The 19543-nt window shown below is 62.0% G+C and carries 16 protein-coding genes and 2 pseudogenes; 5 read left to right on the forward strand and 13 right to left on the reverse strand.

What is annotated here, in order from left to right:
• Positions 1 to 41: 41 nt before the first annotated feature.
• Complete coding sequence (locus ACLJQZ_RS19905) at positions 42 to 1658, forward strand: recombinase family protein (protein WP_410621456.1); 1617 nt, start codon at positions 42 to 44, stop codon at positions 1656 to 1658.
• 151 nt (positions 1659 to 1809) lie between these two features.
• Here the strand turns inward: ACLJQZ_RS19905 and ACLJQZ_RS19910 are convergent, their stop codons facing one another.
• The 9 genes from ACLJQZ_RS19910 to ACLJQZ_RS19950 all read right to left on the reverse strand — a co-directional run bounded on the left by ACLJQZ_RS19910 (position 1810) and on the right by ACLJQZ_RS19950 (position 12043).
• Positions 1810 to 2748 carry a hypothetical protein gene (locus ACLJQZ_RS19910; RefSeq protein WP_410621457.1) on the reverse strand — a complete coding sequence of 313 codons (939 nt, stop codon included), beginning with the start codon at positions 2746 to 2748 and terminating at the stop codon, positions 1810 to 1812.
• Positions 2749 to 2882: 134 nt separating this feature from the next.
• Entirely contained in the window at positions 2883 to 3311 is a 429-nt protein-coding gene (locus tag ACLJQZ_RS19915; protein ID WP_410621458.1) for a hypothetical protein, read from the reverse strand.
• Positions 3312 to 3535: 224 nt separating this feature from the next.
• On the reverse strand, positions 3536 to 5518 hold the full coding sequence (locus ACLJQZ_RS19920; RefSeq protein WP_410621459.1) for an AAA family ATPase: 1983 nt from the start codon (positions 5516 to 5518) through the stop codon (positions 3536 to 3538).
• A 40-nt stretch (positions 5519 to 5558) separates the two neighbouring features.
• Entirely contained in the window at positions 5559 to 6908 is a 1350-nt protein-coding gene (locus tag ACLJQZ_RS19925; protein WP_410621460.1) for a hypothetical protein, read from the reverse strand.
• A gap of 973 nt (positions 6909 to 7881) precedes the next feature.
• Complete coding sequence (locus tag ACLJQZ_RS19930; protein WP_410621461.1) at positions 7882 to 10266, reverse strand: FtsK/SpoIIIE domain-containing protein; 2385 nt, start codon at positions 10264 to 10266, stop codon at positions 7882 to 7884.
• Positions 10259 to 11185 (reverse strand): hypothetical protein, encoded by a 927-nt coding sequence (locus ACLJQZ_RS19935; protein ID WP_410621462.1) that lies wholly within the window; start codon positions 11183 to 11185, stop codon positions 10259 to 10261. Before ACLJQZ_RS19935 ends, ACLJQZ_RS19930 begins: the two co-directional genes overlap by 8 nt.
• Positions 11182 to 11523, reverse strand: a complete 342-nt coding sequence (locus tag ACLJQZ_RS19940; RefSeq protein ID WP_410621463.1) for a hypothetical protein — start codon at positions 11521 to 11523, stop codon at positions 11182 to 11184. Before ACLJQZ_RS19940 ends, ACLJQZ_RS19935 begins: the two co-directional genes overlap by 4 nt.
• On the reverse strand, positions 11520 to 11852 hold the full coding sequence (locus ACLJQZ_RS19945) for a WhiB family transcriptional regulator (protein WP_410621464.1): 333 nt from the start codon (positions 11850 to 11852) through the stop codon (positions 11520 to 11522). The genes ACLJQZ_RS19940 and ACLJQZ_RS19945 overlap by 4 nt, the downstream gene beginning before the upstream one ends.
• Positions 11849 to 12043 carry a helix-turn-helix domain-containing protein gene (locus ACLJQZ_RS19950; protein WP_410621465.1) on the reverse strand — a complete coding sequence of 65 codons (195 nt, stop codon included), beginning with the start codon at positions 12041 to 12043 and terminating at the stop codon, positions 11849 to 11851. Before ACLJQZ_RS19950 ends, ACLJQZ_RS19945 begins: the two co-directional genes overlap by 4 nt.
• Before the next feature lie 169 nt (positions 12044 to 12212).
• On the opposite strand from ACLJQZ_RS19950, the gene ACLJQZ_RS19955 reads away from it, so the two are divergent.
• Entirely contained in the window at positions 12213 to 12593 is a 381-nt protein-coding gene (locus ACLJQZ_RS19955) for a helix-turn-helix domain-containing protein (protein WP_410621466.1), read from the forward strand.
• Between the two features lie 182 nt (positions 12594 to 12775).
• Complete coding sequence (locus ACLJQZ_RS19960) at positions 12776 to 13912, forward strand: tetratricopeptide repeat protein (protein WP_410621467.1); 1137 nt, start codon at positions 12776 to 12778, stop codon at positions 13910 to 13912.
• On the opposite strand, the gene ACLJQZ_RS19965 is transcribed toward ACLJQZ_RS19960, so the two are convergent.
• Positions 13856 to 14446: an NUDIX hydrolase gene (locus ACLJQZ_RS19965; RefSeq protein WP_410621468.1), complete on the reverse strand. Its 591-nt coding sequence runs from the start codon at positions 14444 to 14446 to the stop codon at positions 13856 to 13858. The two genes, ACLJQZ_RS19960 and ACLJQZ_RS19965, sit on opposite strands and share 57 nt — an antisense overlap.
• 9 nt (positions 14447 to 14455) lie before the next feature.
• Entirely contained in the window at positions 14456 to 15625 is a 1170-nt protein-coding gene (locus tag ACLJQZ_RS19970; RefSeq protein ID WP_410621469.1) for a hypothetical protein, read from the reverse strand.
• 1502 nt (positions 15626 to 17127) lie between these two features.
• On the opposite strand from ACLJQZ_RS19970, the pseudogene ACLJQZ_RS19975 reads away from it, so the two are divergent.
• Together ACLJQZ_RS19975 and ACLJQZ_RS19980 are read left to right on the forward strand one after the other, a co-directional pair.
• Positions 17128 to 17325, forward strand: a pseudogene (locus ACLJQZ_RS19975) (helix-turn-helix domain-containing protein); the annotation flags it as partial.
• Between the two features lie 9 nt (positions 17326 to 17334).
• The gene (locus ACLJQZ_RS19980; protein ID WP_410621521.1) at positions 17335 to 17916 is read left to right on the forward strand and encodes a Scr1 family TA system antitoxin-like transcriptional regulator; all 582 of its coding nucleotides are present in this window, start codon (positions 17335 to 17337) and stop codon (positions 17914 to 17916) included.
• A gap of 156 nt (positions 17917 to 18072) precedes the next feature.
• On the opposite strand, the pseudogene ACLJQZ_RS19985 reads toward ACLJQZ_RS19980, so the two are convergent.
• Both ACLJQZ_RS19985 and ACLJQZ_RS19990 read right to left on the reverse strand, forming a co-directional pair.
• Positions 18073 to 18832, reverse strand: a pseudogene (locus tag ACLJQZ_RS19985) (alkaline phosphatase D family protein); the annotation flags it as partial.
• Positions 18833 to 18866: 34 nt separating this feature from the next.
• Positions 18867 to 19523 (reverse strand): hypothetical protein, encoded by a 657-nt coding sequence (locus tag ACLJQZ_RS19990; RefSeq protein WP_410621470.1) that lies wholly within the window; start codon positions 19521 to 19523, stop codon positions 18867 to 18869.
• Positions 19524 to 19543: the final 20 nt, after the last annotated feature.

Here is a 19543-nt window from a genome sequence, read left to right on the forward strand (position 1 = left end):
ACTACACTCGATCACGGCGTCTACCAGCGAGGATACCGACCATGAGCGCACCTGCACCCCGGAAGAAGCGCCGCTACAAGCTCCAGGCCAGCAAGCGGCCGGAGGTGGTGCCGTTCACCCCGGAGGGCGACGCGGCCCTGTGCTACGTCCGGCAGTCGTTCTTCACCGACGAGAGCACGTCCAAGGAAGTACAGACGGACGCCACGCATCGGTGGACGAATGCCTACGGAATCCCGATCGTTGACACCGTCGAAGACTTGCACGTGTCCGGCGATTTGGAGCCCTATAAGCGGACCGGCCTTAAATCCTGGCTGTCTGATGCGCCACCGAAACCGTGGAAGACACTCGTTGTTTCCAAGCTGGATCGTCTGGTCCGCAATGTCATGGACGCTCTCACCTTGCTAGAATGGCTGAGGGCGCGTGGGAAGCGGCTCATCTGCATTGCCGAGGGCATCGACTCCAGCAACTCTATGTCCGAATTCCTGATCACGCTGATTGCCGCCTTCGCCCGAATGGAACGCGAGCGAATGAAAGAGCGTTTCCGTTCGGCCAAGGCAAAGCTTAAAGAGGAAGGCCGCTGGGGCGGCGAGGGGCATCATTACGGCACCATGCCGGTAGAGCTTCCCAGCGGCGCCGGATGGGTTCTCGGACTCGACCCGTACGCGGTGAGGAACCTTCATTCACTATCGAAGCTCGCACGCAAAGGCAAGGGCCTTACCGAAATGTGCACATGGCTTAAAGCGAACAAGGTTCTAGCCCCTCGCGATCGGCAATTGCAGCTCGGAGCAGAACGACGCGGCGAAGACCCTGCTACTATTGAATACAAGGGGCACGAGTGGAATCCTTCCGTCCTGCGCCGCCTACTGACACACCCCGTCCTTGTGGAGTACGGGATCTTCGAACCCGCCGAGCAGGCAGAGATAGCCGCCCGACTGGACGAGAAGTCCATCCGGAAGGTGCGCGGCAGTAATCAGCCTTATGAGTTCTCCGGCGTCCTGGTGTGCGCACAATGCTTCGACCCTCTCTGGCACCGTATCGCCCACCATGACCGGAAACGCAAAGACGGAACGTCAGTCGTGTACGAATACAATTACTGGCGTTGCCCGTCACGCAAACACGGCCCGGCGATGCGAGCTGAGGAAATCGAGCCACTAGCCACGCAAGCTTTCTATAAGATCTTCGCATTGGTTCCCGTTCGCGAACGCGTGGTGTTGCCGCCGACCAACCACGCGAACGAAATAGCCAAGCTGGAACGCGAGTACGGCAAAGTCATGTCGAGCGTGGCGCGGGCCAAGTCAGCAGAAGAACGACGCCGAGCCAAAGAAGACGGCGACAAGATTCTCACTGACTTGGACGCACTGAGGGAACAACCCGTCGACCCTGGCGGCGTGCAATGGGTCCCGACCGATCGGACATGGCAGCAGGAATTAGCGGGCATGACGTCGGAAGACCGTCGCCTCAGGTGGCTGGAACTTGGGTTCTCCTTCGCAATTCAGAAACGGCCCGATGGCGTATGGAAAGCTGGTTGGCAGTTGCCAGAAGGGTGGAGGGATGCCATGCCGGAACTAGCCGAGCAAGTCACCGACGCCGGGAACACGCTGGAAATCACCGATCTGCTCGATTGGAATCCGGGAACCGGCAAGTCGGAACACGGCTGAGAGCGTTTTACGTGGCGACCGGTCACTGATGAGCGATGATCTTGGACGCGGTTGATCGGTTGTCGTTGCGGTTGGGGCCGGATGAGCTGTGGGCGTTGGCGGAGCCGCTGGCCCCGGTGTTCGAGCCACGTCCGCTGGCAGTGGGAAATCTTTAGTTTTTTGGATCCAGACTCTCGACCACGGGCTCGCAAAACATCCGAACAGGCGGTGCGAAATCATACCGATCCAACACGGTATTCGGGTAATCAATCTCGAGCGCTCTAAAGTGCATGCCATCATCGACGCTTAAACTAACTGACGTAGGCTTTATCCGACGCCTTCGTGCGTCGAATACCGCCAGATAGCCCCTGGTCTCCTCATGTGTCGCCTCTCGCGCGTAAAGATCAAGATAGTCCGAAAGTTGCGTTGCGCCATCGCGAGCCCTTGAGGCAGTCCAAGTCACCATCTTCGCCTCTGGACCTTCACCATGACTCATTCCGAGCCATTTGATTTCTACTAGCGCAACGCGGTTTTCACCAGACCAGACAACCTTGATATCTACAGGCCTCGACTCATTAACGTTTTGCTCCGGCATGATACAAATCTCTGAGTAGTCGCGCAGCGATGCACGTAAGTACGACTCCAGAGATCTGCGCATGTCCGCCTCAGGCTTCGGGCGGAACATTAGCCGCTTCTCATCACGCCAAGTCTTTGCAAGAACGGGACACTGGGACTTCTTCGCCAGGCTCTGACCGTAGTCAACAAGAGCATCCTGAAGCTCTCGAAAGTAAGGAACACCGAAGTAGCTAGGTGCAGCGGATAGCTCAGGCACCGGATGTTCCGCTATTGGAGTTACAAAGTATTCATTTCTAGGGCCATCAAAGCGATATGCAAGAAACTTTCCTTCAAGGTCATCGAGCGAAACCTCTTGCGCCCATGCATAAAAACTCCCATCGGCGCAAACTTGGATCGAAAGAGGATCACCACCGTTATGAAAAGTCGTAAGATGCCTATGTTGCGAAATTGTCGCAGGTGGTAGCGCAAGGATGCGCTCACTGTCATGCTCGAGCGCAACAACAGTGAGTCCTCTACTAAGGCGCTCGGTGCTCACTGCTCGGTGTATGGAGCGCAGGCTACGAAGCATTGACTGGAGAGTAACACTCCCCCACCGCCCTAGATCCTCCGCAATGCGCGGCGCGAACAGCTCACTAGCAATCGCTTTGAGCTCATCAGGATTGACTCGTGTCACTTTTTATCCCCCTCGGTCAATCTCAACGAGCCTCCTATATCTTCCTTCGCACCGGAAAGGCGATCGTCCACAGCCTTTGAGAGGTACGAAAGCCATACAACTGCGGGAACAAATAGATCCGACTGATCGGGCAATGCATCAGCCAAAGCAGCAAAGTGCTCCATGATAGCCGCTTCGCCCTGGGCATCCAACAGCGGCCTGCTGCTAGATAGCTCGAAAGCGCGCCGAAGCTGGGGTTCTTCAGCCAGAGATTTCCCGACTTCTGGAAGTGGCATTGCGAATGCGCTAGAGCACGAAGCACGTAGAAACTCGCCGCGAAGAGCGAACCGACGCAACAGTGAGAATCCGTCGAGTTCTGCACTACCTTTTGATGTTAGATTTAGTCCAGCATCTTGTTCGTCAAGAAGATTTCCCGCCAACAGCACATCTACAGCCTCCGCGAGGTCGTCACTGTATGGCGAATATGTACGAGTAGCGGCAAACCGATACCCCCACGAACTTGGCGGCTCACCGCGGTAGACAGACAACAAGCAGGAGAGATATGCGAAGAGTGTCAACTCGTTCCGAGTTACTCCACCTGCGATCTCAGTTATGCGAGCAGTAATGAACAATACGTCATAGTGCGCCTCGGGCGCAGCAGACGCCACGATCATACTTCCGTGAAGAGCGTCAACTGCGGATTAGCCGCGACCAGCGCCTTCTCGATGAATTGAAAGGCTTTGTCGAAAAGATCTTCAGACTCAGCCTGCACCTCACTTAGCGGCGCCCATTCTGTCATCCGGACCAGCTTCATGCGGTCCTTGCCGCAGACAGAAGCAAGCTGAACCAGCAACTGGCTAGCGTTGATGTTCGCAGTCATTACGATCTGATAACCATCATTTATAAAACCAGCGAACATAGAACCCGCACGCTTCTCGTATGAGATATCTAGGGATCCTTCGGGGGTGTCGATAAGCATCCCTGCACCGTGCTGGCCGCTCATATGTTGGAGCAGAGCCATGCGTAGTGCGATATCCAGAAAGAACCGCTGACTCTCCGAAAGCTCAGATGTTGTTTGGCGGCGTGTTCCTTGAACCTCCAACTGAAGATTGTAAGATTCCGCTTTTCCTTCAGCCTTAGTCTTTCCAAGAAAAATGTCTAGATCGAGTCCGATGAACTGATGCGCTAACTGTCGAAACAACGGAACGAATCGAAGTTCCGCGTCTTCGTATGCTGTTGCGAGTTTTTTTTGCAGTGGCTTAAGTTCGCGTCTGAAAGCTTCGCGCTTTGCCCGTTGCTCATCACGGCGCTTTACAGCATCATCGAATTCCGTCTTCGCCGCCGCCCTTCGAGCGATGGTCGAGATATTAGGATCAGCAATCAGTGCAAGCGCAGAAGTATGCTCTGCCTCGAACTTCATAAGCGCGTCCGATGAGACCTCAACGCTGCGGCCGCGTTCGTCCATCTCTGAGCGCAGACGCCTTGCCCTTACTTGGGCGTCTTTCAGATCTTTCTGTAGGCCAGCCAGATCTCTATCGATAGATTCCAACTCGTCCATCGCGCCAGGATTTGTTGCGACAACCAGCTCACTGGCGCACAGCGGGCAATGGCCAGACTCCAGGATCTGCTCAACGTGCCGCACAACTTGTTCGCCCTCATTTCCACAAACTTCACACTTGTGAGAGTTTATGGCACTCTGCACGACAGGATGAAGTCGAGGCGTCCTGTTTGCTTGCATGCGATGAGCGAAAGCATGGTCGTAACTTTGTCTAAGCTGCGTGTGCTTTGCACTCAGTTCGGCGACCCGCAGCTCGGCATCGTCATATTCGCGCCGCGCAGCTGCGAATAGCTTTGATGTCTCGAACGACACTTCACAGAGGTCATCATACTGCCGCTTGAGGTCCTTTAATTGCTCCTCATCAGCAGGATCTCCTAGAGCATTCAGACGTTTCCGTGCCGCAGTCGCTTGCCACTGAGCGTTTCTTGCTAGAGAATCAGCGCGCTCAATATTTCGCCTGAGTTCTCCCGCCATGCTCGCTTCGTGAGCCTCAAGTCCAAACGCTAGGTAGAGCGCTGGCTCAGTTACGGTGGCGTCCCAAAAAATAAGATGCCTGCGCTCATCGAACGTGACCAAGAAGAGCTGCAAAAACACAAATTGTTCGAATTTGTTCAACCTACAGTCTTGCAGGATACGGTGGGTGTACTGCGTATGCAAGGCCGCACCATCTAGACCCTCGGTGTCAATAAGGGGATTGCCCTGATCGTCTTTGACCGAGAGATACGTAAGCGACTGGGGTTCAAAAAAGTTCCGAGCCACTTCGTAATGGACAGAATCAATCGAGAATGAAATTCTTACCTCGGCTGAATCTCGGTCAGTTTCATCGACACGACCATCGAAATAGTCTGCCGCGTACGGCAGACTAAAGCGATAGTACTCGTCGACAGATTTGAATGTTCGATCAGGTTGCGGGACGATTCCGGTGTAGCCGTAGTTGACGGCAGCCAGGAAGGTCGATTTACCCATGCCGTTAGCGCCTGCGAGGCAAAAAACGCCCGGGCCGACGGTCACGTCAACGTGGCGCATGTTTTGATAAAGGGTAAAATTCTTGAGCTCAACCCGCTCAAGTACAGGAAGCTTCCTCTTGACGCTCAAGCCAACTACCCCCTAAGTTAATTCGTTAAGTTCGCAGGTGCTATTCACTCGGCCCCAGAATTACCATCGACTCTCGCAGGTAGGGCGATGTGACCCGTCTTCTGTGCAGCGTCCTGGCAATGCGAATCTCCTCCACGCGCCAGCATGACAACTCAGCAAGCCTTGCCATGATGAGATCCGCCGCGATCACAAAGTTCGATCCAGGAGCGCCGTGTACTGAGTTACCAACAACAAATGCGAGCCGCCCATCGTCTGCGATCACTGTTCGAGCGGAGCGGAGCACTGCAAGCATGTCGTCTGCGTATCCACGGATGATCATCTCGCGTCCACTCCGGTATCGATCTTTCGGCACCGCCGCCAGCAGTGGCGCTAGGAGCCGTTCGACTTCCGCAGCGTTCTCAGATTCGTTATAGTGGTATACGTCTTCATACTTTACACTCGGATGGCTTCGCACGGTTGAAAGGCGCTGGTTTCGGAAATCCTCCTGACTTCCGTATGCACCTAGATACCAAGCCTCGGTTTTGTAGACCTCTGTGTAGTCGATGTTGTTCGGGTACGGCGGTGAAAAAATGATAAGGTCAAATTGCTGGCCTTCATCTACGTATTCGGCAGCCTTGCGTCCATCCCCCAGATGAACCACTGCCCGAACGCTTTTCCTGGGAACGTTTACGGCAAGATCCTCAACGACAACCTCAACACGCCGCGAAAATTCTTCCCACGGATCGCGCAGAATCTTTGATTCTGCGAACCGCAACGTGCGTCCGTCCCGACGAAGTCTGCTTGATGGCTCGACGGCGGCGGCGGCGCAGAGAAGCAACACGTCCCGCGACATGGATGACTTGAGGCCTTCTACTGCGGCATGTAGCGCCAGAAGCCTCCGCCGCTGCCGCGGAGGGAAGTAGTGATCGTTTTTCCATGTTGTTAGTTCGGGAACCTGGTGACGCCTTTTGAGTTGTACCTCAAATTGTCTCTCTACTACAGCAAAGTCATCGTTAATTTGCGAGATAAGTCCAGATTCTCCCGAAGCAGCCGCTCTGGCCTTAGTTGACGCGAGGTGATGCAGGAAGGGATTACGCTCGATTCCTGCGGCCAACACACCGTCTGGAAAGTCTGAAGCCATCTGCACTGCACTGACCAGAGTTGTGCCACCACCGGCAAAACAATCCAGGATGCGAAGTTGTCGACGACTATCGAGGTTGAGATCCTTGACGACACGTGCAAGCAGGTGAGATGAGTAGGCTTCTTTGAAGTGGAACCATCGATGAATAGGCTCATCGGAGTTGCCGAATGGTACAACAAGCCTGCCGTACTCGTTGACACCGTCGGTGACGGTCCATCGATTTTCGAGCGTGGCGTAATGCTGCTCCACCCTACCGTTCGGTTCGTCCACGTCAGGTAGTCCTAGTTCCTTCAGTCCGCAGGAGTGGTTTGCTTTACAGGTAGAGTGGCCGATGCGTCTTCTGATGTTGTCGGGTGACGCACCGCATGAGCCTCCACTTGCTTGCCGTCTGGCAATCCACCTTCCGTCGCAACTCATTCGCACTGATACGATATCGCACGCTCTGGCTGCTGATGGCTTCTGGCCGCATTGCGTCGCAGTAGGATCTCTGACTACTACCTTTAGGGGACTTTAGGTGGAAGTCTTGACTTTACGGACCTGGACTGCTAGAGGCGTGTCTCATCTGGTGAGTTGGCGGAGTTTTGTAGCAGGTGAACCGATCAACCACACCCAAGATCATTGCTCATCAGCGACCGGTCACCACGTAAAACACGCTCAGCGCTGGGCGTAGTCCCCGTGACGACTTAAGAGACTGACGACTCCGTTCGCAACGGAGCCCGGCAACCTGGTTTGTGGTTGCCGGGCTCCGTTGCGCGGACCGTGTGAGGCCCCTCCGTCCCATAGGCCGGGGGCCGCTGCGCTGCGGGCCGTCACCGGGCTGAGCGCATCCGGGATAGGGCGTCGCACGCTGCGGTAATCCTGCCTGCCAGTTCCTCGATATCCGTACCGTCGACTGCAACCCACAGTGTGCCGTCCGAATCCGCAGTCAGCGCCACCGTGGGACCATTAGCCGCCGGGTCCGCCGGTGTGCTCGAGGCGTATGGCTCCGAGCAGCCTACCGCTCGCTCAGGTCGTTCTACGGTGGCGCTCTGCCGGGTACGCCGGGACTGGTCGGTGTCGGACTGGTCTCCGCTGTCCGGGCAGTCGGCACGGTCACCATCCGATGTGCTCGGCCCGATCGCTCCCCCGTCGTGGAGCGGACCGCCGTCCTCTGCCTCGCGGTGGTGGTCATGATCGCTGCCTTTCCGGTCCTGCCGTGTGGTCGTCTGCGGTGCGTCGGTGAAGTGGTCGGGCAGAGGGCCGGTCACCTCCCCTCATCCGGTCGGCGGGGAAGGCAGGGAGGGACCTTCGCTGGTCCCGGAATCACCCCGGCTTCGGCCCGATTTGGGTCAGGCTGGCGGTGAGTCCCTGGGGTCCCTGATCCGTATTCACGCTGGTCAGAGGCAGGACTTTCAGTCAGGGGCCTCTCAGGGAGAAGTCCCTGAGTCCCTGCCGGGTCCCTGCCCGCCTCCCTGCCGTCCCCGTCGGTGTCGTCGCCGGCGCGGTCGGCGAGCGCGGCGGCCACGTCCTCAGCCCGGATGACCTTGTGCCCGTCCGACTTGCCGGGCGCGATGCCGTAGACGGTGAGCGCGGCCGTGAGGTCCCGGAACGCCCACCCGTCGTACTCGCCCGGGTTGTGCCGGGCCAGCCGCGTGAGGATCACCTGTGTCCGGACGCGACGCTGTCCGTCCATCACGGCGTCCACATCGGCCAGGTGGTCGACGACCGGTGCCGCTTCGATCACCGGACGTGCGCTGGACTCGACCGCCCGGCCCATCTCCTCGATCAACGCCACCGCCCGCGCGATGACCGGAGACACGTCGTCGGCCCCGTCCTCGAACGGGACGTAGAACGTGCGCACCAACTCGAACGTCTCATCCGTGATCCCGACCGCCACACACGTTCCCCGGTCGGTGTTGATCCGCAGATCGGTCGCCCGGATGCCAGCGGCGTACTTGCCCGACCCCAACAACCCGTCGTTGGCCACCTGATCAGCCACCGAGAACGCCACCCCGCACGAGACGTTGCGGGTGACCTCCCTCGGGATGCTGTCGCGTGTCGGCGACTGGGTGGCCAGCAGCAGCACAATCCCGTACTTGCGTCCTCGCTTGATCAACCGCACGGCCAGTTCGGCGGCTTTCTTCCCGTAGGTGGGGTGCTGGAACAGTTCGTGACACTCGTCGATCCCACAGACCAGCGGGTGCAGGCCAAGCCCGGCCTTGTCGGCGAGCTTGCGTGAGACCTTCGGCGGGCGGCCCGGCTGCTCCCCGAGGATCTTGCCGCGTCGCTCCATTTCGGCCAGCAGATCGGCCAACGCCTGCGTTGCCGCTTCGGCGACGCTGTCATCCATTCCCATCCGGTAGCGGGACAGGCGCGGTGCGAACGGGTCGAAGTCGGGTGACTCGCCCATCACGAACACCCACAGCTCCGCCGTGGGGTCCAGCGCCGCACCGAGCAGCAACGTCCGCAACGCAGCCGACTTGCCCTGCCCGGGTCGGCCACCGATCAGCCAGTTCACCCCGATCAACGGCGCGTTGATGACCAGGCCACGTTGCGACAGTCCGAACGGGACACCGTCGAACACGTCCACCTGTCCCTCGGCCACCAGCGGCCAGCCGCCGGCACCGCCCCGCAAGACGCCCTTGTCGGCGATCCACAGGTCAAGGATTCCGTCTTCATCTCCCTTGGTAGGCCACGTTTCCAACGACGCCCGCCCGAGGTTGGCGGCCAGTTTCGACCGACGCCCCGCGACCATGTCCGCGGTGACCCCCATCGGCAACCGGACCTGCGCGAACGTCCCGTCACCGTCCTTGCGGGCCGCCACGGTGTAGACGAGTTCGCCACCGTCCTTGTAGAACCGATCCAGCGGACTGATGCCCAAGTGCGCCAACGCTTTGCTGATCATGCGTTCGTCGATCCAGGAATCGGCGTCGTCTCGGTCGGGCCGGACCAGCCACCCCGCCCCGGGCGTGCGGTCGCGTCCTTCGAATGCCGCTGCCACCGCCCACACCACCGGCACCAGGACCAGCAGCAGCGGCACCGTCACGGTCACCACCGACCACGCCGTGTTGACTCCGACGTAGACGTCGGCCAGCCACGGCCACATGTCCGCCCGGTCCATCACCGAATCGACCAGCCACAGCACCGCTGCAACCGGCGCGGCAACCCGCAGCGTGATCACCAACCTGCGCAAAACGATCCCGAGTTTCGCCCACCGCGCGGTGGCGTCGGACCGGATCAGCTCCTGCGCCGCGCGGCGGGCGTCGGCGTCTCCGGCCAGCCGGGCACGGCGGGCGTCGGCCCGCAGGTCGGCATAGGTGGCCCAGTTCCAGAACTTGACCAGCCACCGCCAGTTGCCCCGCAGCACGAACCACACCAACCGCAGGACGTCATGTGGGACCTTCCGCACCCGATACGCCACCAGCGACCGCGACCGCAGCACCGGCCCGGACCGCCACAGCCGCCCGGCGACCGCACCGCAGCGTTGCCGCCACGACACCACCCGACGTGAGGCCGTGCGGCTACGCGGCTGAGGCAACGTGTCGTCGATCAACTCACCGTCGAGGACCGGACCGACGTGTTCGACGTCCCGCCCGGCGGCGCGGGCCAGCTCGGCGTGGTCGTGTTCCTTTCCGTGGGGTTCAGTCATCGTCGCGCACCTCCCCGCCGGTCTCGGCGGTCAAGGTGGCGGCGACCCGCAACGACACGCCACGGGAACACCCGGTGACCTCCCGCACCCACGCCGGAGTGATCTCCACCCCGGGCGTCCACGCGTGGCGGGCGTCGGCGAGATAGTCCGCGAACAGCTTCCGGCGGGCCGGACGCTCCTCGTGCGGTTCGCGGACCGCCGCGCCGGGTTCGTGGACCAGTGCGTGCGGTTCGCGGACCGGTCCACGAACCGGTCCAGCCGGTTCGTGAACCACTGGCGCGGCCGGTTCGTGAACCGATCCACCCGGTTCGTGGACCGGCTCCGGTTCACGAACCTGTGCCTGGTCGGTGGCGTTCCTGAACGCCACCGCCACGGCGTCGGTGAGCTTGTCCCGCAGATCGGTGACCGCCTCGGCGGCCACGAACACCACCAGCGGCGGAACCGAGTGCAGCACCACCCCGGCGGGTGAGCCGGCCAGCCAAGACGACCAGGTGTTCATGACGTACGTCGCGGCCAGCGTGAGCCACTTCGCCGCCCGCACCCACGCTCCCGTGTGGACCTGGTACCGGGCGGTGACCTGTTCGGCTCGCAGGATGGCCAGCAGGATCAGGCACACGGTCGGGTCCAGCAGCCACGCCGTGAGCCACGGCAGCGACCCCACGCCCGACCCGGCAGCGGCGAAGAACTGCACGTTGGCCGTGGTGAACGCCAACCCGAGCACGATCCCGGACCAGCACAGCCGGTCCACCTGCGCCCGGACCCGCTCCACCCGCAACGCCACCACGTCCGGGTGGGTCTGCCACCGCCGGACGTCGGCCGCCTCTGCCGCGTCGGCGGCCAGCCGCTGCGCCCGACCCGCCACGGCGGGAAGGTCCCGCACCGCTGCCAACCGGCGACGAGGTTCGTTGGTCGTGTTCATCGGCGACCACCGCCCCGGCGTCGGCTGGTGGTGGTGGTGTCCATGGACGTGACCGTCAGGACCCGCGTCAGGACATAAGCGGCGATCAGGTCCGGCAGCCCGAGGACCACCAGCACCAACGTGGGGTTATGGACGTGGGTGATCACGAGCCACTGAACGCCCATGAACGCCGCACCCGTGAACAGCACCCGACCGGCCAGCGACACCACCCGGGCACTGGCCCGTGCCTTGTCGGCCGCCCGCTGCGCCTTGCGGGCGCTGTAGCGCCACACCGCGAACAGGGCCAGCAGCACCCCGGCCCCGGCGAGGACCTGTGAGGCAGTGAGGTTGAGCGTCATCGCGCCTCACCACCCCGGCGGTGCAGCCACACCGGGTGCAGGGCACGCCGGTCGGTGTCGGGCAGCGCACCCCACACCCCGACCGTGTCCGGCCCGGCGGTCCGCAAGTCCAGCTCGCGGCACTGGTCGATCACCGGGCACCCGCCGCACATCCGCGCGGCCAGCTCCCGATCCGGAGAACACTCCCCGGACAGCCGGGGGACGTCGGTCCGGTCGAACGCCCAGAAACACAGGCCCTCGCCGGTCACCACGCTGGTAAGCACGTCGTCCGGCACGTCGGCGTACCGGTCGAGCTGGGAAGCCATCTCCGTGTAGTCGTATTCAGTCATCGCGCACCGCCGTCGAGCACCCGGCGCAACTCGGCGGCAGGGATCACGAGCCGAGACCGGCGGCGCTCCGCCCGAAGTACGCCGACTCGAACAGCGCGGTGAACCTCGTTGCGGTCGACCCCAAGAATCCACGCGGCGTCGGCCAGTGAGTAGAACGCCGGGATACCGACGTCAGGAAGTTTCTTCGTCATTAGATTGAGTCCCTAAGAGTCAAGAACGATGATTTAAGCGGACAAAACAAGCTGATTTAGTCTCTTACGTGCACGCGAGTAGGCCGAATGCGCGACGCGGTGTCGATCTCGGTACCGCGCAATCCGTCAAGCGCTAATCTCGGCACTGAGGCGGACCACGGAGGAATGGGTGTTGGAAGATTGGGCGGCGGTCGCGAGGACCATCAACGAGCGCGTTCACGAGCTCGGGTGGAAGCAACGCGAGCTGGCGGAACGCTCGCAGGTTTCTCAGGCGATAGTCCGCGAGATTCAGAACCACACCGTTGAACGCAAGCGCAGTGACCGGACTCTTGAGGCGCTGGCCCAGGCGCTCGGCCTGCACCCGCAACACCTGCTCGCGGTACTGCATGGCCGAATTCCGCCGGCTCCGGGGCAGCCTCGCGAGGACATGGAAGACGCCGTGTCGGCACGGCTGGCCGTCATCGAGCGCCGACTGTCGGAGATCACCGAGCAGCTTGCCGCACTGCGCGGAGAAATTGCCGTCGTGTTGAGTCGGCCCGACAGACGTTAGGAGTCTGATGCTGACCGGTCCACACTGCCTCTGCGACCTGCACAGCGGGCTGCTTTCGTTCGTGTTCATGCCTCCAGGAAACGGCAGGGAGGCACCTTTACACAGGTGGCTGAGGTTAACCGCGGTCCCATTAACTTCAATTAACTACGCAGGTCAGGGTGGTTATTTGCGGGTTGCGACTGATGGCTGAGACCAGGCTTCAGGCAGTGCGCAGGCATCTCGGTTACAAGGCCGACGATGTAATCAAGATGCTGTTGCGACGCGCGGATACACTCAATGTCCCGGCCATGTCGGCCACGAGCCTTAAGACCAAGCTGTCGCGCTGGGAGAACGGTCGCGAGGGTGTCAGCCAGCCGTACCGCCGCCTGTTCCGCGACGTCTACGGCCGTACCAACGAAGAACTTGGCTTTCCCGAAGAGGAAGTGAACGACGAAGCCGATGAACTGATCTCGCGGCTCGCGCTGGCGCGCTCAGTCGACACCGAGACCATCGAAATCTTCAAACGGCAAGTCGATCAGGCGCGGCATGTCGACCGGAGGTTCGGCGGCGTTGCACTGCTGGATCAGTTGCGCAGCAACATAGAACAGATACAGAGCTTACTTGGCTTCAGTACGCTACAAGGCCAACGCCAAGCATTGGCCAGCGTGCTCACTGAGGCGTCCGCGCTGGCCGGCTGGGAGGCACTTGACCGCAACGCAATTCGGCAATCGTGGGAACACCACGAGACAGCCAAGGCGGCAGCCCGCGAAGCGGGATCACCGATTCTGCTTGCTCACTCGACCGCACAGCAGGCGTTCATCTTGATTGATCTCGGCGAAGTTCAATCGGCCGTGGGGCAACTCGCCGAAGCACGCGCTCTTGCCGAACGCACTGCACCACCCGTCCTGCGGGCATGGATGGCAGCGGCACACGGAGAAGGGCTTGCGGCGGCAGGCCAGAGGGATGATGCGTTACGCGCATTCGACACGGCGGACCAGCAGTTGCCAACCGACCCCGTGGACCCGGCTTTGCCGTTCCTCTTTCTGGGCGGAGCGCACCTGGATCGCTGGCGCGGCAACGCGTTGAGCAAACTCGGCGAGCCGGATGCGATCCAACGGCTCACCGATGCGTTACCGCGCCTGCCGCCGGATTTCATCCGTGCCAAGACTGGCATGTTGGTCGACCTGGCATTCGCTTTTGCAGCGGCAGGCGACCGAGACGCTTCGCTCGAACACGCACGGCAGGCGCGGCGGCTCGCCGCACAGATCAAGTCAGATCGGCAGTTACGCCGTCTCAGTGGGCTGATCTTGCCCGGCAGTGCCATCGACGACATAGCGTGAGGCGATGTAGTACAGCAAGGGAACCAGCGCGCCCGCGCCTAGAATTTCTTTGCGCTGGGCCAATTCCGGAATCCGGCTCAGCGGAACCCACTCAAGCCGTCCGACTTCTTCAGTGTCGGTCGGTTCGCCAACCTTCTCGGCATTGCGCCACAGGTAGACATCGGTCGGTGCTGTCACCTGCCCGGGGAGAGGTTCGAAGCTGATCAAGTGTTCAGGGTCGCCGATAGGCTGGTAACCGCTCTCTTCCCTGATTTCACGGGCGGCCGTCGCTGCCGGTTCCTCGCCGTCCTCGACCAGCCCGCCAAGCAGTTCGTAACCCCATTGATCCGTGGCGAACCGGTAGCGCCACAACATCAGGACTCGATCCTGATCATCCACGATCAACCCGATCGCGATCGGAGCCAGGTGGACGACGTGGTACTCCCACCGCTCACCGTTAGGCGCTTGTACGTCGGTCAGCCCGAGCCGCACCCACTTGTTGTCATAGACGGTCCGCTCACCGAAGGTCTTCCACGACCCCACGTCTTCAGTCACGCAGGGAGCCTAGCGTGATTCGACGCGCGCCTTAAGCCTTTCGAGCCGACGGTGCTGGCGCGCCGAGCCGATGTCCGCAGCGAGAGCCTGAGCGCGTCCGATGTGCTTATGGGCTTGCTCACGCTCATGCATCGCCACGAACGCCGTGGCTAAGTCGACCCGCAACGCGGTCTCCGCTCGGACGAACGTGGGATCGAGACGATCAAGCGCATCCGTGAGCACGTCGACTGCCTCAGGCTCACCGACCCTCGCAAGAGCGTGGCCACGCCAGCGGCCAAGGTGGACGGGGTCGAGCGCGAGATACGGCCCGCCGTCCTGACGAACGTTATCCGGGAGCAACGCGGCAGCGTGATCGAAAGCGCGGAGGCTCGCCGAACGCTGCCCATCGGCGGCTAGCGTTTCCCCGTGCGCGGCTGCCAGCCACGACCGGAGCAACCGGTCCGTCTTTCGCTCCACCCTCCGGCGGACCGTCGTCATCAGGTCAACCGCTGCCGCTGAATCGCCGACGTCCAACAACACGAACGCCTGGCCTGCCCAGGTGTGCGCCTCGAAAGCGGGATTCGCCGGTTCCTTGGCAGCCAGCTTGCCTTGCTCGTAGTGCTGCCAGGACTGCGAGACGTTGCCCAGGTCGAGGGCTTGCCAGCCAGCCAGCGTGCGAAGCTCCGAAAGTAAAGCGGCCAATGCCTCGCGGGTGGTCGGCATGACGCTGTGACCCATCAGTTTGCCAACCTGGCTGATTTTCGCGACCACTTCGTCATGCGCGAGGATCGCCCCCAACTGCCGATCAAGTCGGCGCGTCGCGTTGAGTTGATCGCGCAACAGGTTGAGCACCGTGCCGTCGATCCGAGCCGACGTGCGGAGCAGAGCCCGAAACTCTCCGTCGTTCTCACCGGAGGTGCGGCGCTCCCGGGGCGGGGAAAGCAGCTCGTCGATACTCACGCCGAAAATGCGCTCAAGCAGTCTCACCGTGGCTTGCTGGGGGCGACCGAGAGGCTTGCCGCCATCGCCACGACCTGACGCCAGCCGCTTGAGGTGCCGACTGCTGAGCGTGCCGGGTTCGCCGCAGTCCCTGGCAAAGGTCATCGCGAATCCGGCGAACTCCTCGAACGTCTCTCGCCGCTCCCGGATGAGCTGTTCGAGCACGGTGCGCGAATGGCGCGGCTCCTGCTCATCGCTCATGCTGCGCTCCCCGCATCTCCGGTGGCCCTGCCAGGGCACGGCCGTGGCCCTTCCACGACCTTTCGACGAAATCATCCTATACGCAAGGCTGATCTCAGCGTTACCAGCCGTTGTAGCTGGTCAGAGCAACAGCCGAGCGGAGTGGCACATGAACAAGTCGGGCCGGACGGAGCTGGCCGGCGACCTATACACGACCTGGAGTCGATGCCTCACCGATGGCCGCGATCACGCGGTCACGGATGAGGAGTTCGCACGCGGAGTCCGGGGGCGATGCGGACAGTTTTCCGCCTTGTGCGGGCACCGGTTGTTGATCGCGTCGAGCCTCATGCCACCCGGCCCGCCGTGCGCCCGATGCCGCGCGTACCTGGCGGCACGCGCCAGGTTGCCAGACGTGAACGAGCGCCTGCGGGCACCAAAGCGTCAAAAACGAGGTTTGCGGAGTCGGATCTTCCGGCACGCACGATCGTCCGCCACCACGTCCCCTAAACGTGTCGGTGGACCCGAGAGTTCGGCGGGGACGGGTTGCGCCCCGACCGCGCCCGTTCCCGCCGAACGCCACGCGCGGCGAGGTGAGCGATGACGGTTCGCCTGTTCTTCGGCCGCCCACGGCCCGGCGTCGTGGGCGAGACGCGCCGCGTCGTACACGTATTCGAGGCGCCGGACCAGAACACCGCGCCGGACCGATTGACCGCGTTTTGCTCGGCATCGTTCGATCCCGGCGAACTCGAATTGCTTGATCGTCCACTAGGGATGCCATGCGAATCTTGTCTTCGTCGGACTCCGACCACCGAGCCTCAGCTTCCGCTTCCCGACGGTTCACCGGAGGTTTGACATGACAGATCAAACGGCGCCTGACTCGACGGAGGATCAGGACTTTGAGCGACTGGCGCGGGAACGGGTACCCGGCGAGCCAATGACCGACGAAGACTGGACGGCAGCGCAACACATTGCAAACACCTATTGGCCCCGGTTCCGTCCATCTCGTCCACTACCTGGGAAATATCGTTGACACAGAAGAATGAATCGCAACCTAGCTGGCCAGGTTGTGCACTTGATCGTCATCTGATCACGCCCGTTCGACTGTTCATCGTAACTCTGCTTGCCGAAATGAAGTGGCGTGACTACCAGTTCGTCTGCGAGTCCATCGAGGTTAAGCAGAGCAGCTTCGAGTACCACGTAGCCGTTCTTCGACGCGCGCAGATCGTGCAGACCCACCGTGGACGAGGTCGACGGATGCGGGTGCGCCTTACACTGTACGGGTCTCAACGACTGGTGAGCCACCTGGAAGCCGCTCAGGCAATCGTTTTACGAGCAAGGGAAGTACTTACCGCGAGTATGAATCAGTCACAAATCGACCCCCCAGAGGTGCGGCAGCTCACTTCTGGCGAATGTCCCGCCTTGACACCAGAGGAGCGGAACACGAAGGGCGCCAACCCCGCTTCGTAGCTACGACCACGAACACTCGACAACGCTAGTCGCCCACGAAACGAATGGCCTGAAGCATGACCCGAATTTCCGCCCGCCCCACTGTTATCATAGTCGCAAACGAACTTCGCAGGCTCCGCGAGCAGCGCGGACTTAGTCTTCGCCAGGTCTCCAGAATTGCAAAAATTAGCCCGAGCAAACTGTCGGGGCTCGAAACTTATCGTCGACAGGGGGTCGCCACGGTGGCGTATCTCCTTGGCATTCTGGGCACCTCAGAAGTCGTAATGAAACAACTCGTCGACGTGGCAAGCCGTGTCGACGAACCCGACTTCTTCGATCCGACGGGACACAACGATAGATTGCTTCGTTCCGGATTCGAGCGGCTGTCCAGGAAGATATTCGAATGGTCGCCGACGTTGTTCCCGAAAGTGCTGCGCTCAGCCGAGTACTCCAGCGCGGTTCAGGTGCCAGAATTGGCACACACCGACACCAGCGCCAATGACCTTGTCCCAGCGTCGGCGCGGATCTGTCCGGAGGAAAGGGGGCAGCAGTTGTACGTGTTTCTTCTCGGGGAGGCCGCCACTCGGCCAGACGCCTGCACTCCGAGTGTGCTATACGATCAGATCGAGGAGGTGGCGACGGTGTCGAAACTGCTGCGCATTTCCGTCAGTCTTGTTTCGGCGTCCTTCTGCCCGCCAGGCCTGATCGAGCCGTTCACCCTGTACGAAGATGACCATGGCCCGTTCGCGGTCGCAATACCACATCACGGTGGTGCTGCGTTCCTTACTAATCAAGTCTCTGTGAAGCAGTACGCGAAGACTGCCAAGTGGCTACGAGGTGGCATCGTCGGCGACCCGTGGCCTTAACCCGCCTCCAGTGTGGAGCGGCTACCGAATCCGGCCGCGACGAAGCACCTGCGATCACCCGAGCATCAGAGTGAGCCGTCCGCCAACCTGTCCGGCGTGGTGCCGGGCAGCTCCTCACCTTTCCGCTGTTCAGAGGGTGATACACTGTTGTTAGTTGACTCACCTCGTGGTCGTCGAAGACGACGATCCACGGCGCGATGGCGTGCGCGGCCTGCAGGTCGGCGTCGGTCTTGTGCTGCCCGTGACGGGCGCGGTAGATCGCGAGCGTGGTCGCGTCGTCGGCGACGGCGAGGCTGCGCGGGTTGCGCTCCGCCGCGGCGCGGCCCGACTTCTTCTCGTAGATGTAGTCGCCGAGGAACAGCACCAGGTCCGGGTCGTCGGCCACGACGCCCTTGTACGCGTGGTAGTAGCCCTCCTCCCAGTGCTGGCAGGAGGTGAAGCAGTACTTGAGCTGGTTGACGGCGGCGCCCGCGGCGGGTGCGGTGCGCGTGCGGCCGACCGGCGAGATGTAGCCGGAAGTCTTGAAGCGGTAGAAGTATTCACGCGCGGGCTGCAACCCGGCGGGTTCGATGTGGACACTGTGCGCGGACGCGCGGACCGCGCTCGCCGAGCCGCTCTGCACGACGGAGGAGAACGCCGCGTCGTTCGCGATCTCCCAGTCGACCGCGTACGTCGCGTCGGGCATGCCGCCGTAGCCGTCCGCGTTGAGCGGCGCGGGCGCGAGTCTCGTCCACAGCACCACGCTGTCGGGCAGCGGATCGCCGGAGGCGACACCGAGCTGGAACGGATCGTGGATGGCGGGCGCGGCCGCGGTGGTGCGGGCGTTCGCCCAGGACGGCAGGGCCGCCGAAGCCGCGGTGGCGGTGACCGCGGCGAGCCCGCCGAGGAGCACCTTGCGCCGGTTGACCTGACCCATGTCGGAAGTCCTTTCGGGGAAGGGGAAGACGCGGTCAGGCCGCGAAGTCGGTGATGCCGTCGCTGCAGGACTTCAGGTCCGGCTTGCCGGTGGTGTAGTTGGCGACGCAGACCTTGTAGAAGACCCAGCCGCCCTTCGTGACGGTCACGGCCTTGTCGACCTTCGTGCCCTCGCCGCCGGAGTTCCAGACGTAGAACGGGCCGGCGCCGCCCTTGAGCCAGTACGCGACGACGGCGGAGTAGCCGTCGGCATCGGTGTCGTAGACCAGGAAGTGCGAGTCGGACGAGCGGTACTGGCCCTCGCCGGCGCAGGCGTCGGCGCACTGGCCGCTGCCCGTGCCGACGCCGCAGTCGGGCGCGATCCGCGTGTCGGAACCGGTGAGGACGTAGGTGTCGGAGATGTAGCCGCCGAGCGCGGGCACGTAGTCCCACAGCGTGCTCGTGCCGTAGGTGCCGGTCACGGACGTGCCGGCGGTCTGGCAGTCGATGCTGACCGACGCGCCGTTCGCGACGGTCTTGACGGCCGTGGCGCTCGTGGTGGGCGCCCGGCGGACGTTCAGCGGGTCGCCCGCCGTCTTCACGGTGCCGGTCGCCGCGGCGGACGCCTCGAGCGCGCCGCCCACCGAGAGCGTGCCCACCGCCGTGAGAATGATCCCTAGACCGGCGATACGCCGGAGGTTCAAACGCTTCATGGCGGGAGCGTGACGCAACC

It is taken from the genome of Amycolatopsis sp. cmx-8-4 (genome assembly GCF_046548675.1).
Taxonomy (GTDB): Bacteria; Actinomycetota; Actinomycetes; order Mycobacteriales; family Pseudonocardiaceae; genus Amycolatopsis.